We start from the raw sequence: 13359 nt of genomic DNA on the forward strand, positions 1-13359 counted from the left end.
CAATTTCAACACCTTTTTACAATGCAAGATCCTTTCGGAATTTCAGAACCATTAAAAAATTTGGGAATTAAACCCGAAAACCTCGGTTCGTCAACTGGGGTAAACTGGCTCAATTCCAGTGAATCAGATTTGGCGTCGGTATCACCTGCAGACGGGCAATTGATCGGTAAAGTCCAACTATCGGATGCAGATACTTACGAATCTATAATTAGTCAAGCACAGATTGCTTTTGAAAAGTGGCGGCTTGTACCTTCCCCCCAGCGTGGGGAGATAGTCCGAGAGATCGGAAATGCGCTTCGGGAAGTGAAAGCCGATCTAGGTAAACTCGTTTCCTACGAAATGGGCAAATCCTATCAGGAAGGCCTAGGAGAGGTGCAGGAGATGATTGATATCTGCGATTTTGCAGTAGGTCTTTCCCGACAGTTGTATGGATTAACCATGCACTCGGAGCGTCCCGGCCATCGGATGTATGAGCAATGGCATCCGATTGGAATCGTCGGAATTATCTCTGCTTTCAATTTTCCAGTGGCAGTTTGGTCTTGGAATGCGGCCTTAGCTTGGGTATGTGGGGATGTTTGCGTTTGGAAACCTTCGGAAAAAGCTCCTTTATCAGGTGTGGCTTGCCAATTGATTGTTGGGAAAATTTTCGCAAAGCATGGCATGCCTGAAGGGATTTCTAATTTGATCATAGGAGATTATAAGATAGGAGAATTGATGTCTCATGATCCTCGGGTTCCTTTGGTTTCAGCGACTGGATCCACTCGAATGGGGAAATTGGTTGGCAAAGCTGTTGGAGAGCGATTGGGAAGATCTCTACTCGAGCTCGGCGGAAATAATGCCATCATCATTACCGAAAATGCTGATTTGGATATTGCAATTCGAGGGGCACTTTTTGGCGCAGTGGGTACAGCAGGTCAGCGATGTACGACTACTCGGCGCTTGATCGTTCAGGAAAATGTGTACGATGAAGTGAAGGCAAGACTTGCTTCAGCGTTTTCGAAGTTAGTCATTGGAAATCCGCTCGATGAAAAAAATCACGTTGGACCATTGATCGATCAGGAAGCCGTAAATGGTTATTTAAAAGCTATTGAAAAAGTAAAAGCTGAAGGAGGAAAAGCGGTAGTGGAAGGTGGAATACTTTCCGGTGTTGGATATGAGTCGGGATGTTATGTTAAGCCTGCAATTTATGAGGCGGAAAATCATTTTGAAATTGTGCAGCATGAGACTTTTGCACCGATACTTTATCTGATCAAATACAGGACTGTCCTCGAAGCTATTGCTTTGCAAAATGGAGTTCCTCAAGGGCTTTCGTCTGCAATTATGACGACCAACATGCGTGAAGCAGAGGCATTTTTGTCCGCAGCTGGTTCGGATTGCGGAATCGCAAATGTGAATATTGGGACCTCCGGAGCTGAGATTGGTGGAGCTTTTGGAGGTGAAAAGGAAACAGGGGGAGGAAGAGAATCCGGGTCTGATTCCTGGAAGGCCTATATGCGCCGGCAGACGAATACGATCAATTACTCGACTTCGCTGCCATTGGCACAAGGGATTAAGTTTGACATTTAAATTTTCTCAAGTACCTAGACATAACTATTAAGACTCAAGACACCTAGAACTGGCGGTTTTCAGGCAGCTAAAAAGTTGCCTGAAAACTGCGACTGAGTGATCTCTAACTCCTTCCTAACATCCAAACTTCCCTACCTCCCTACTTTCATTCTTTTTCCTCCAATAGCGCTTTTTTAACTTCCTGTAGTTCAGCAACTTTCTCTGGACTTACCTGAGGATATTCCAGGTCCATTTGGTCCAAAGCGCTTATAATTGCCGATGCAACGCCAATTCTAGCATAAGCCTTATTATCCGCCGGAATTACATACCAAGGAGAGTCTTTTGTAGAGGTATTTTTGATCATGTCTTCATAGGCGTCCTGATATTCATCCCAATGCCCTCTCTCTTTGATGTCACCTGTGCTGAATTTCCAGTTTTTTGACGAATCATCTATTCGGTCAATGAATCGCAGTTTCTGTTCTTCTTTGGAAACATGGAGAAATATCTTGATAACCACTGTACCGTTTCGGTGGAGATATTGCTCATAATTCCGAATGTCCTCGAATCGTTCTTTCCAGATTTTTTTAGTGATTAGTTTCTTTGGGAGCTTTTGATTTTGAAGAATCGCCTCATGAACACGGACAATCAACACTTCCTCATAATAAGATCGATTGAAAATTCCTATCCGACCCCGCTCAGGCACTCGCTTTTGGCATCTCCATAAATAATCATGATCTAATTCCTCGGCACTTGGAACTTTGAACGAAGTGACTTGACATCCTTGAGGATTGATTCCAGACATCACATGCTTGACAGCCCCGTCTTTTCCTGCGGCATCCATAGCCTGAAAAATCACGAGTAAAGACCAGCGATCCTGAGCATACAGAATATCCTGAAGTGCTGCCAAAGCTTCAACACCTTGCGCTAAGGCCTCTTTTGCCATAGGCTTGTCTTCGGGCCCTAGTTCCATTTTCGGTACTGTTGAAAAATTTTTTAATTTGAATTTTTCACCATTTCCGACATAATATTTTTTTGCAAATTTTTTAGCTCGTTTGATCAGGTCTTTTTTGCTCAGGCTTTTGATATCATTTGGTACTTCTTCTCCATTTTTAAGCATAATTGGCTTTTTTTAAATTTTAATTCGTTGAGTCCTTATTTCCACAAAATCAGGGTTTCCAGATTTGTAGCCCAGAATAGAGTTTAATTAAGGGCTTTGATTTAATTACTAGAATTAATGTAAGGAATTAAGAAATAGAAATCTATGTTCCAAGTCCAAATGAATAAAAGCTTAGCTTTAGTTTTTTGAATTAATGAAATAACAATGAAAAAATTACTTGTAACCACAGGTGGAGGGGATTGCCCAGGATTAAATGCAGTGATCAGGGGAATCGTAAAGCGTGCCTCCCGAGAAGATGACTGGGAAGTTTGGGGTAGTTATGAAGCACTCAACGGATTGATGGAAGAACCCACCCGGCTGATCAAATTAGAGGAAAAAGTCGTCTCCGGAATCCACGTTTTGGGTGGAACTATCATCGGAACGACAAACAAAGGAAATCCGATGAGTTTATCTGAAAAACAGCCCGATGGCTCGATTAAGAAAATTAGTAGAATCCCTTGGATAGTTGACAGGATGAAATCTCTAGGATTTAGTGCAGTCATTAATATCGGTGGTGATGGGTCTCAAGCGATTTCTCAAGCAATGTTTGAAGCTGGTATGCCTGTGGTCGGCGTACCGAAAACGATCGATAACGACTTGAACTCTACAGATTTTACTTTCGGGTTTCAAACTGCCGTTCAGACTGCTACGGATTCATTTGATCGATTGGTGACTACAGCAAGCAGTCATCACCGTGTGATGATCATGGAAGTGATGGGACGAAATGCGGGTTGGATTGCATTGTACACGGCAATTGCGGGAGGAGCGGAAATTTGTCTGATTCCGGAGATTCCCTATGATCTGGAAAAAGTGGTCGAGCGAATCAAGAGCCGATATAATAATGGACGGGGATTCGTGAATATAGTCATCGCAGAGGGAGCCTATGCCAAAGAAGGCTCAATCACCTCCTCGGTAGGAGAGGAAGGACGTCACGGAATCCGATTAGGAGGTGTTTGCTTTACCTTAAGTCAGCAGTTGAAAGATGCCGGGATCGAAGCAGATATTCGAGAGACCGTCTTGGGACATACTCAGCGAGGAGGAACTCCGGTCGCTTTTGACAGGGTGATAGCCTCAGTATTTGGAGTCAAAGCTATGGAACTGGTACTTGAAGAGAAGTTTGGTCAATTGGTAGTTTTGCAAAATAATGACTACACATCCGTGCCAATTAAGGATGCGATTAGTGCTTACCATGTGGTCAATCCAAGCGATACCCTAGTCCAAGCAGCAAAAGGACTTGGAATTTCCTTCGGGGATTAAGGTTTTCATTTATTTATAATTGATCTAGAATTGCCACACATGCCTGGCTTCTGGCAGGTGGAATCTCGCAAGGATTATGAACTTCCCTCTGTGTGACACCAAGAGGGCCATGCTTGATTTCATTAGCATTTGAAATAAATCAAAGGAGTCCTCACTTCCATACCCAAAACCTTTATGTCCACTTATTCTCCCCAATCCGTAAAAAAGCTCAATTTTCTAGGCTTGTTGGCCCTTTTGATTGGCTTTTCACAACTTTCTCTTGCCCAGATCCCGAAGCAATACCTGGAAATATCCGTTTCTCCGGATAAATCGGATTGGGTCTACCAAATCGGTGAAGAGGTGGAATTCATAGTTTCGGTCACCCAGTCCGGTCGACCTATTGCTGTTGAAAATGTTCGCTATTTTGTGAAAGAAGAAAAGATGCAGTCTCTCCAAGAAGGACCTTTATCACTTAAAGAGGGAAAAGCTACTATCTCAGCTGCCGGGATGAAGGCTCCTGGGTTTCTTCGCTGTGAGGTGTTTGCAACAATCGATGGTAAGGAATATCGAGGGATGGGAACAGCAGCTTTTGAGCCCGAAAAAATTCAGCCCACGGTGAAAATGCCAGAGGACTTTGAGGCTTTTTGGAATGCAGGAAAGGCGGATTTAGCTAAAATCCCTATGGAAGCAAAAATAATCCATGTCCCAGAGAGAAGTACGGATGCAGTGGATGTGTATCATGTCAATTTTAGAAATATCGGAAACAGCCGGGTCTATGGTGTTTTGACAGTGCCGAAGGGCGGTGAAAAATATCCTGCCATTCTGCAAGTTCCGGGGGCTGGCATTAGACCATATCTTGGAGATCTAGCTAAAGCTGGGAGGGGAGCAATAGTCCTTCAAATAGGAATCCATGGCATTCCCATTGACTTGCCTCAAAATACATACACCAATTTAGCTTCCGGAGCATTGAGTGGCTACCCCATGTTTAATATTCAGGATAAAGATCTTTATTATTACAAACGGGTGTATTTAGGATGTATTCGCGCTGTTGACTTTTTGGTCTCGTTACCCGAATATGACGGTCAAAATTTAGCCGTCCAAGGTGGTAGTCAAGGTGGGGCTTTATCAATTGTTACTGCTGCCTTGGATTCTAGGATTAAGTATTTATCAGCCTTTTATCCTGCCTTAAGCGATATGACGGGCTACTTAAATGATAGGGCAGGGGGCTGGCCTCATATTTTTACGGGAAACAATCTGAAGTATCACAATTTCCCCAAAGCAATCGAAACTCTTGGGTACTATGATGTAGTGAATTTTGCAAGAATCTTAAAGACACCAGGCTTTTATTCCTGGGGATTTAATGACGATACCTGCCCTCCAACTTCATTATATTCAGTGTATAATCAGATCAAGGCTCCTAAAGAAGTCTTTGTAATTCCTGAAACTGGTCATTGGACTTACCCAGAGCAAGGCGCTAGATCTGACAACTGGCTTTTTGAAAAATTGAAAAAATAAAATACTGGGAATACTTAAAGGGGAATTTTCAGGCTTAAAGAAGGAATGTTCCTGGTCTGACTTGGAAACGGAATTGGTTGGTATATCGCTTGGTTTTCAAGAGAAAGTCGTGCTGCCATTCTTGCATTTTGACCAGCACTCAGAAAAAGGGGAATGCTGGTGCTAATAGATAAAAAACCGGTCCACCCCAAAAATGATATAACTCTGGTGTTGTTAGTACCCCTGTCGAAATCGAAATTTCTTGGAATTATAAGTGCAGTTAAAGTCAGAGCCGTCCCACCTCCAAGAAAAAACAAGCCTGCTTTGTATTGAGTGTCACTTTTTTGGATTAGGTCCAATTGCAGTGGTGATGGTTCCGCATTTTGCCCGAGTACGTTAAAGCTGAGAATCGACAACATCAAGGCTAAAAATAAATACTTCATAATTTCTGAGAATTTAGCGGAATGGAAATAATCCAAGATGGATAAGTTATTGGGCCAATACCCCTGGAACTTGGAGCTGCTATCTGGGTCGAGCCAAGACCAAGTTTCGCTGCTTTTCTACCGTTCGATGCAGAACTGACCAAGACCGGAATGCTGACAAGTGTCGAAATACTTCCGGAAGCCAATAGAAGAGCTCCGGTGCCTCCGGCAAAAGTGCTTCCACTATTCCATCCGGCTCCAAATAGGACAGTGCCTAAAATAACTGATCCGGCACCTGCACCTAACATGATTAATCCTGTCTTTTTCTGTTTCTCACTTTGACGGAGGTACTCCTCAATCAGGAATTTACTTTCTGCATTTTGAGCTTTAAGGTTTTGAGAAAAAATCAGAAATAATGCCAGTAAGGTTAAGGATTTCCACATGAGATTTAATATAAGAGAAGACAGGGATTTGACAATTTACCTTTCAACTAAGTTGTCCAAATATGGTAAACTAGCTTCTAATTAACTACAAAAATTATTTTTCCTGCTATAAGAATTACAGTCCAATTCCTTTAGCCATTAAGCCAGCTAGAATTGGAATCAAGAAAACAATAAGAAGTTCTAAGCGAATCATCCAAAAAATTGATTTTGGAATCGCAACGATATCTTTTGGATTTCCTTTTCGGTTCTTGATAAAAAATACAGTTGGGTAAATAGATAGCAATCCTATTACAACAAATAAACCAAGCTTGATATGGAAAATAGGGTTTTCGGAATAGAACTCAGTAGGTTTTCCATGTCCTCCAAACCATAAGGTCAATCCTGCAGCGAGGAGCGAAAGTACTGAAAGGCCATAGATGCCATCGATTTTGGAAAGACGGTCAATCTTCTTTCTACTTAAATTGGACTCCAAAAGGAGATGTTCTGAAATTAAGGTGGCAACGATCACGAAAATGCTAACAAAGTGAAAGTACCGGAGAAGAAGTTCAAGTGCCATTTTTTGAATTAAATTTAGTTTGGGGATTAATTAGATGTTTTATCAGGCTATTTCACAAATAAATTATAGAAAGTTCTGTCGTTCATGAAAATTACTTAACTTCTGGGGATTTTTAACCAAGTTCTTTTAGACTATATGCCAGCACAACCTTTAGAATTAATTTTGGCAAGGCAATTTGGAGATAGCCTTGGAATGCCCTGTTTTTTAGTTGATCCTGATGGGAATTTGCTGTTTTACAATGAAGCAGCCGAGACCATTTTTGGATTACGCTTTGGGGAGACCGGGGGAATGAGGGTAGAGGAGTGGGCCACAGTTTTCACTCCAACCGATGGTGATGGTAATCCAATAGTCCCAGAGGATTTGCCTTTAGTTAAGACCATTACCACCAAAAGTCCTGCTTTTGGATCGTTTTATATTGACAGCCTTAAGGGTGATCGGATTCACATCACCGTTTCATCCTTTCCGATTATGGGTAGGCCGAATCGATTTTTGGGATCAATGGCAATGTTTTGGAAAACGGACGCACTATGAAGGTGAAAGTTTGGGGATGTAGGGGGTCCCTCCCGGCACCGGGACCAGAAAACACCATATATGGAGGAAATACATCCTGTATCCAAGTCACACACGGAGACACTTGCATTGTACTTGATGGGGGCTCGGGAATTCTTAGACTCGGAAAATATCTCAGTCCTGATATTCGGGAAATACACTTGCTCTTATCTCATCTTCATATGGATCATACGATGGGACTGGGCTTCTTCACTCCTTTATATAATCCTGGTATTAAAGTTCATATCTATGGTCCTTCCACCAGTAATGAACCTCTAGTCAATCGGCTAAGACGATATTTTTCCCCTCCATTATTTCCTGTTCGCTTGAGTGAATTACCAAGTCACCCAATCATTCATGAATTAAATAATTCTCAATTTTCAATCGGTCAAGTAGAAATCAAATCAGACTACATTTGTCATCCGGGGCCTACTTTGGGCTTTAGGCTTAAAGCAGATAATACGGTAATTGCTTATTTGCCAGACCATGAACTCCAGATGGGTTCTGCGAATTTCCCAAGTGATCCCGAGTGGACAAGTGGATTTGAAATTGCAAACGGAGCGGATTTACTTTTTCATGATGCCGCATATACAGCTAAAGAATACGTGAGCAAAATTGGCTGGGGCCATAGTTCTGTGCGAGACGCTATTGCATTCGGGAAAATGTGCCGAGTAAAAAAATTAGCACTTTTCCATCATGAACCTGTCCGATCTGATGAGCAATTGGTTCAAATGCTAAAAGAATCTACTCAGAACCTCAAATTGAATTTCGAGGTGGAGCTCTGTGCTGAGGGGAATGTTTATGAGTTTTGATTTTGAAGAAAATTGGGTTTCGCTCAGAGACTTGAAATGTAATCCAGAAGGTTTTTAATTTCTTGCTCAGAAAGTCCAACGAGTAGATTTGCATACATCAAGGAAGTCAAAACTTCTTCAGAAGATTTTATCTCTGATTTGGGAATTTGCACTACGTGGTTTCCAACCAGCATTAATGAGGTATTGTTTTGGTCGGTGTAAACGACCCTTCCCAAGAGTACCTTTCCGTCCTTTTTGGTGATTCGAGTGGCAATCATACTCGGTTTTATTCGATCGGAAGGTTTATTGATTTCTTCCAAAATTTCTTCTTGGGAAAATTCCTTGCCTATTCCTTTCAGGTTTGGTCCGATCAAATCTGTGACTCCATCTACTGCGTGGCAGCCTGCACAGGCACGGATTCCGAATAAAGCTTTCCCATTTTCGAGAGAAGCCGAAGAAAAGTTTTCCTCCTTGACTTGTTTCACTGTTGGATTTTTACCCTCCAAGCTAGGGTCGTAGATGATTTTGTAAAATCCTCCAGTTTTTTCTTCCATTGCATTATACCAATAGTCGGAAATGCCATGATGCGCGACGTAGAGCGATCCATCTTTCCCAAATGCCAGATCCGATAATTTCGGTATGTCCGCAACCGGGAACTCTTCAAACAAGAATCCAGATGCTGTTTTTTGCATTTTCACGCGACCTACTGCGCCACGGTTCCAAAACTCACCTGGACCATAGAAAGCCACAAAGAGATCTCCGGCAGTTCCACCAAAGTCATTAGATACGGAATTAAATTCGATTCCTCCCGGTGCGATTTCATTTTCCAGAGAAAAAACCGGTGCGGTGATGGTATCAAACTTACCTTCATATTTTTTGGGGTTATGACCATAGAATTTGCCGGGAATAAGTTGGTTTAGCTCCTCGGTTGGATTGCCACCGCCTTTATTGTCTGCGAAAAATAAATCACCGGAAGAGTTGAAAGTCATACCATGAATGGATCGAATTCCCGTGGCAACTTGCTCAAATTGGCTACCATCGGGAGAAACTTTCATTATCGAACCGCGAAGTCCTAATGGATCCGGAGAAGCACTAGGATTCCAGGAATCCGTTGTCAAGACAAAATAAATCCAACCATCCGGGCCCACGCTTAAGGCACTTGTCCATTCATAAGGATGATCGCTGATCGGGAATTTGTTGAAAAACGTCCATGAAGTGTCAGCTTTTCCATCTTGGTTGGTATCGAGAAATGCCCTGATTTCACTGCGAGTGCCGATGAAAATCGTGTCTCCTTTATGAGTAAATCCAGCAGGTGAATGCAATCCTATTTCATTAAGATCTGCAAAAAGCAAGGCCTCATCTTCCAGTCCATCCCCGTCTGAATCCCGAAGGCTGTAGATTTCTCCGCTTTGGTTTGCAGCGAAAAGCACTCCATTTGGACCCAGTGAGATTTGAATAGGGTTCACAATTGGTACGCCTTTGTCGATTGCAAATCGGCGAAGTCAATAATCTTTTCCCAATCGTAGCTGTTCAAATCATGCTTTCCTTCCCGGAGATGATATCCTACTGACTTTTGGTGGAGCGAATGGAGGGAATAGTTGTATTGGTCAGGGAGTGATATCGGGATCTGGTAGATTTCAGAGTACACGCTTGCACCCAGTTTCAGTGACAAATATTCCCCTGAAAGTCAACAAACAAGTCCGGAAGAATAAGATTAGGAACTTGAGCTTCCTCGTAATTAACATCCTGCTGGGCGAATGCTGAAAAGACTAAGGCAAAAAAAAGGAGAGCAAGGCTGAGATTTTTCATTAGGCTAGGAAGAATTTTTTGGACAATCAACATTTTGACATTGATGCTCGATTTCATATGATTATAATTTTTTCTTTAAGGCCACACCTGCCTGCCGGCAGGCAGGTGGAATCTTCGCATGGATTATATTAATCCCTCTGTGTGTTCCCGTACGTACGGGATCATGCTTGATTTCAATTAATCAAAAAGGTGAGTTTATGGCGACTGAAAGAATACGACGTGATTTTATGTTAGGCCAATATTAATAGAAAGGCGGCCAAATAGATTATTCGTTCAGCTCTTATTCAATCAATTATTTTTCCATCTTTTTTGAATTCACGGCGTAGGCCTTCAACTACATCATTTAGCATTATCTCATTACGCCCTTTTTTTAAGGCCATCAGCGAACAATACCGTGTAATGTTGTTAATAGCACCCGCGTTAAGCTCGTATTTCTGAGCGATATCTTCGAGTTTGATATCATCAGAGAGTACCGTTTTATCGGAAAATGCATTTTGCCATAACCTCAGACGCTGAGAGGAGCTGGGTATTGGAAAATGGATTATCGACTGAAACCTGCGGGTGAAAGCAGCATCAAGATTAGCTTTTAAATTGGAGGCCATAATCACCACCCCCGGATAGTCCTCGATCCTTTGTGACAGGTAGGAGATTTCCTGATTGGCGTAACGATCATTCGAGCTGCTCATTTCTGTACGCTTCCCAAAAAGAGCATCTGCCTCATCAAAAAATAAAATCCAGTTTTTATTTTCAGCTTGATCAAAAAAAGTTTTGTAAATATAAATTAGTTGATTTTCATTTGAATCGTATTTTAGATAGGATGTTTATTCAAGTTGCAACTGCTTAATAACTACTTCCACGAAGCTATCCATCTTGGAAAAAGCAAACCATTTTTTCCCCAAGTCTTTTAAAGATGCGCCGAAATGGTAAAGGTGTCTTCTGTCGATCAATAAAAAACGATCATGGCTCTGTGAGAATTGAAGTATTTGGATTTCGGAATATTGAGCATTGTGCTTTTCCACGTCTAGTTGGAAGGCTTTGCTGATGTTTTTCGAAAAAATAGAAGCCTTTACCTTATTGCTCCGTTTGGTTAGTAACGTGAGAACAGATTCGTCCACATAGTTGTCAATCAGAATGATTTCTGATTTAGCATTTTTAATTAAACTTGAAATGAATTCATAAGAATCAAATATTTGCCCATCAAAGAAAATTCCTTTTTCAAGTTTAGGTTGTCCAGCCTCAAGTGCTTTGAAAATCTGCTCAATTTTTTCTTCTGAATGAAATTGTTTCATCTCCAACAGGTCAAGGCGTTGAAAAACGGAAGCATTTTGCATAAGGAACTTGCGCATTCTAATGAAAGCTTGCATGATTTGAATGCTAACCTGCACTGCTGTATTGCTATTGAGTAAAGCAGAAAGCATGGCTATTCCCTGTTCTGTGAAAACAAAGGGTATATACTTTCTATGTTTACCCCGTCCATTCTTTAAGGTCACAATTTGTGACCTTAAAGAATGAGTGAGGTTTTCTTTTTTTATTCTCAAAACTTGATACTCAAATTCTTCAAGTTGGAATCTGAAATCATTGGGGAATCGCTCTAAGTTCCTCTTTACAGCTTGGTTTAAAACTTTGGTTTCTACCTCATACATTTCTGCCAAGTCACTATCAAGCATGACTTGCATACCGCGGATAGTAAAAATCCTACTTTCAATTTCCTGTGGCAACATATTTTTCATGTTCAAAAAATTCTCACTTATCTATTCTTTTACCCCGCCCATCCTTCTCGATCCAAGCTTCTGTATTGAATGGCTTCTGCCAGATGCTCGACTTTGATTGTCTCGCTGCCGGAGATATCAGCGATGGTTCGAGCGACTTTCAGAATTCGATCGTAGGCTCGGGCAGATAGTCCCAGCCGTTCCATGGCTGTTTTGAGTAGGGCTCGGCCAGCTTCGTTGATTTGGCAGATTTCCTTCACCATGTGAGAGGGCATCATGGCGTTGCAGTAGACTTCGGGATTGTTTTCAAAGCGTGCACGCTGCCGTTCTCTTCCTTGGATGACCCGCTCGCGGATGGATTTGCTTGATTCTGCCTTGCGAGTGGAGGTCATCTCGTCAAATTTAACCGGTGTTACTTCCACATGAAGATCGATACGGTCTAGTAAGGGGCCGCTGACCTTGTTGAGATAGCGCTGCACAATGCCCGGTCCGCAGACACATTCCTTCTCGGGATGGTTATAATAGCCGCAAGGACAGGGATTCATACTGGCGATCAGCATAAAATTAGCCGGGTAGTCCACGGAGACTTTAGCTCGAGAGATCGTCACCTTCCGGTCTTCAAGAGGCTGACGCATCACTTCCAGTACCGTTCGTTTGAATTCCGGGAGTTCGTCTAAAAATAGGACACCGTTGTGTGCCAAAGAAATTTCTCCGGGTTGAGGATTTCCTCCTCCTCCAACCAAGGCAACATCACTGATCGTATGATGAGGTGATCGAAATGGACGTTGGGCTAAAAGAGAACCATTCCTTCCTAATTTCCCAGCTACAGAATGGATCTTTGTAGTTTCCAAAGCTTCCTGAAGGGAAAGTGGAGGGAGAATCGAGGGCAGGCGCTTGGCAAGCATGGTTTTACCTGCACCGGGAGGACCGATCATGATCACATTGTGACCTCCGGCAGCTGCGATTTCCATGGCACGCTTGATATTTTCTTGGCCTTGCACATCTGCAAAGTCAAATTCATTGTCATCGAGAGAATGGTAGAATATTTCTCGGGTATCGGTGACTAGCGGTTCGATTTGTAGATTTCCCTGTAGGAATTCCACCGCTTGATCGAGAGTTTCAACTCCAATGATGTCGATGTTATTGACGATTGAGGCTTCTTTTGCATTTTCCAAAGGAAGAATAAAGCCTTTAAAACCTTTTTTTCTTGCCTCGATCGCAATGGGAAGCACGCCTTTGATCGGGCGAAGATTCCCGTCTAATGAAAGCTCACCCATGATCACGTAACGGTCTAATTCGGGAAATTCTACTTGCTCAGAGGCTTGAAGAATCCCCATCGCAATGGATAAGTCATAGGCCGAGCCTTCCTTTCTGATGTCAGCTGGAGCGAGATTGATTACTACTTTTTGCCGAGGCATTCGGTAGTTGAAGTATTTCAGTGCAGACTCTACCCGCTGCTGAGATTCTTTGACAGCAGAGTCAGGCAAACCTACCATGAAGAAGCTTGTGCCTTGTCCGACATTGACTTCAATGGTGATCAGGTTGGCATCTACGCCTGAGACTGCACTTCCAAAAGTTTTTGCGACCATAGTAGAAATGAAAAAAGGAGACGATTGGTCTCCTCAATATACTGGATTCTGAAAATTAAA

General features: G+C 42.3%; 14 protein-coding genes. 5 read left to right on the forward strand and 9 right to left on the reverse strand.

Annotated features, from left to right (window positions below):
• Nucleotides 1-21 precede the first annotated feature (21 nt).
• Nucleotides 22-1566 carry an aldehyde dehydrogenase family protein gene (locus ACK4HU_RS16850; protein WP_409808721.1) on the forward strand — a complete coding sequence of 515 codons (1545 nt, stop codon included), beginning with the start codon at nucleotides 22-24 and terminating at the stop codon, nucleotides 1564-1566.
• 145 nt (nucleotides 1567-1711) lie between these two features.
• Here the strand turns inward: ACK4HU_RS16850 and ACK4HU_RS16855 are convergent, their stop codons facing one another.
• On the reverse strand, nucleotides 1712-2662 hold the full coding sequence (locus ACK4HU_RS16855; RefSeq protein ID WP_409808723.1) for a polyphosphate kinase 2 family protein: 951 nt from the start codon (nucleotides 2660-2662) through the stop codon (nucleotides 1712-1714).
• 204 nt (nucleotides 2663-2866) lie between these two features.
• Between ACK4HU_RS16855 and ACK4HU_RS16860 the strand changes: the two genes are divergently transcribed.
• On the forward strand, nucleotides 2867-3958 hold the full coding sequence (locus tag ACK4HU_RS16860; RefSeq protein ID WP_409808725.1) for a 6-phosphofructokinase: 1092 nt from the start codon (nucleotides 2867-2869) through the stop codon (nucleotides 3956-3958).
• 174 nt (nucleotides 3959-4132) lie between these two features.
• On the forward strand, nucleotides 4133-5452 hold the full coding sequence (locus ACK4HU_RS16865) for an acetylxylan esterase (RefSeq protein WP_409808727.1): 1320 nt from the start codon (nucleotides 4133-4135) through the stop codon (nucleotides 5450-5452).
• A gap of 14 nt (nucleotides 5453-5466) precedes the next feature.
• Here the strand turns inward: ACK4HU_RS16865 and ACK4HU_RS16870 are convergent, their stop codons facing one another.
• The 3 genes from ACK4HU_RS16870 to ACK4HU_RS16880 form a co-directional block, all read right to left on the reverse strand.
• A complete protein-coding gene (locus ACK4HU_RS16870; protein WP_409808729.1) occupies nucleotides 5467-5874 on the reverse strand; it encodes a hypothetical protein in 408 nt (135 codons plus the stop codon).
• The gene (locus ACK4HU_RS16875) at nucleotides 5871-6296 is read right to left on the reverse strand and encodes a hypothetical protein (protein WP_409808731.1); all 426 of its coding nucleotides are present in this window, start codon (nucleotides 6294-6296) and stop codon (nucleotides 5871-5873) included. The genes ACK4HU_RS16870 and ACK4HU_RS16875 overlap by 4 nt, the downstream gene beginning before the upstream one ends.
• A 115-nt stretch (nucleotides 6297-6411) precedes the next feature.
• Nucleotides 6412-6852 (reverse strand): DUF2214 family protein, encoded by a 441-nt coding sequence (locus tag ACK4HU_RS16880; protein ID WP_409808733.1) that lies wholly within the window; start codon nucleotides 6850-6852, stop codon nucleotides 6412-6414.
• Nucleotides 6853-6987: 135 nt separating this feature from the next.
• Here ACK4HU_RS16880 and ACK4HU_RS16885 point away from each other — a divergent pair, with 135 nt between their 5' ends.
• The gene (locus ACK4HU_RS16885; RefSeq protein WP_409808735.1) at nucleotides 6988-7383 is read left to right on the forward strand and encodes a PAS domain-containing protein; all 396 of its coding nucleotides are present in this window, start codon (nucleotides 6988-6990) and stop codon (nucleotides 7381-7383) included.
• Nucleotides 7380-8213 carry an MBL fold metallo-hydrolase gene (locus ACK4HU_RS16890; RefSeq protein WP_409808736.1) on the forward strand — a complete coding sequence of 278 codons (834 nt, stop codon included), beginning with the start codon at nucleotides 7380-7382 and terminating at the stop codon, nucleotides 8211-8213. The genes ACK4HU_RS16885 and ACK4HU_RS16890 overlap by 4 nt, the downstream gene beginning before the upstream one ends.
• 23 nt (nucleotides 8214-8236) lie before the next feature.
• On the opposite strand, the gene ACK4HU_RS16895 is transcribed toward ACK4HU_RS16890, so the two are convergent.
• From ACK4HU_RS16895 to ACK4HU_RS16915, 5 genes are all read right to left on the reverse strand, one after another.
• Nucleotides 8237-9658, reverse strand: a complete 1422-nt coding sequence (locus tag ACK4HU_RS16895) for a PQQ-dependent sugar dehydrogenase (protein WP_409808738.1) — start codon at nucleotides 9656-9658, stop codon at nucleotides 8237-8239.
• Between the two features lie 196 nt (nucleotides 9659-9854).
• Complete coding sequence (locus ACK4HU_RS16900) at nucleotides 9855-10058, reverse strand: hypothetical protein (protein ID WP_409808739.1); 204 nt, start codon at nucleotides 10056-10058, stop codon at nucleotides 9855-9857.
• 227 nt (nucleotides 10059-10285) lie between these two features.
• Nucleotides 10286-10783, reverse strand: coding sequence for an ATP-binding protein (locus ACK4HU_RS16905; protein ID WP_409808798.1), 498 nt, complete (start codon nucleotides 10781-10783; stop codon nucleotides 10286-10288).
• A 39-nt stretch (nucleotides 10784-10822) separates the two neighbouring features.
• A complete protein-coding gene (locus ACK4HU_RS16910; protein ID WP_409808741.1) occupies nucleotides 10823-11731 on the reverse strand; it encodes an ORF6N domain-containing protein in 909 nt (302 codons plus the stop codon).
• Between the two features lie 29 nt (nucleotides 11732-11760).
• On the reverse strand, nucleotides 11761-13299 hold the full coding sequence (locus tag ACK4HU_RS16915) for a YifB family Mg chelatase-like AAA ATPase (RefSeq protein ID WP_409808742.1): 1539 nt from the start codon (nucleotides 13297-13299) through the stop codon (nucleotides 11761-11763).
• Nucleotides 13300-13359: the final 60 nt, after the last annotated feature.

The sequence above is a fragment of the Algoriphagus sp. genome (assembly GCF_046296635.1).
Lineage (GTDB): Bacteria > Bacteroidota > Bacteroidia > Cytophagales > Cyclobacteriaceae > Algoriphagus.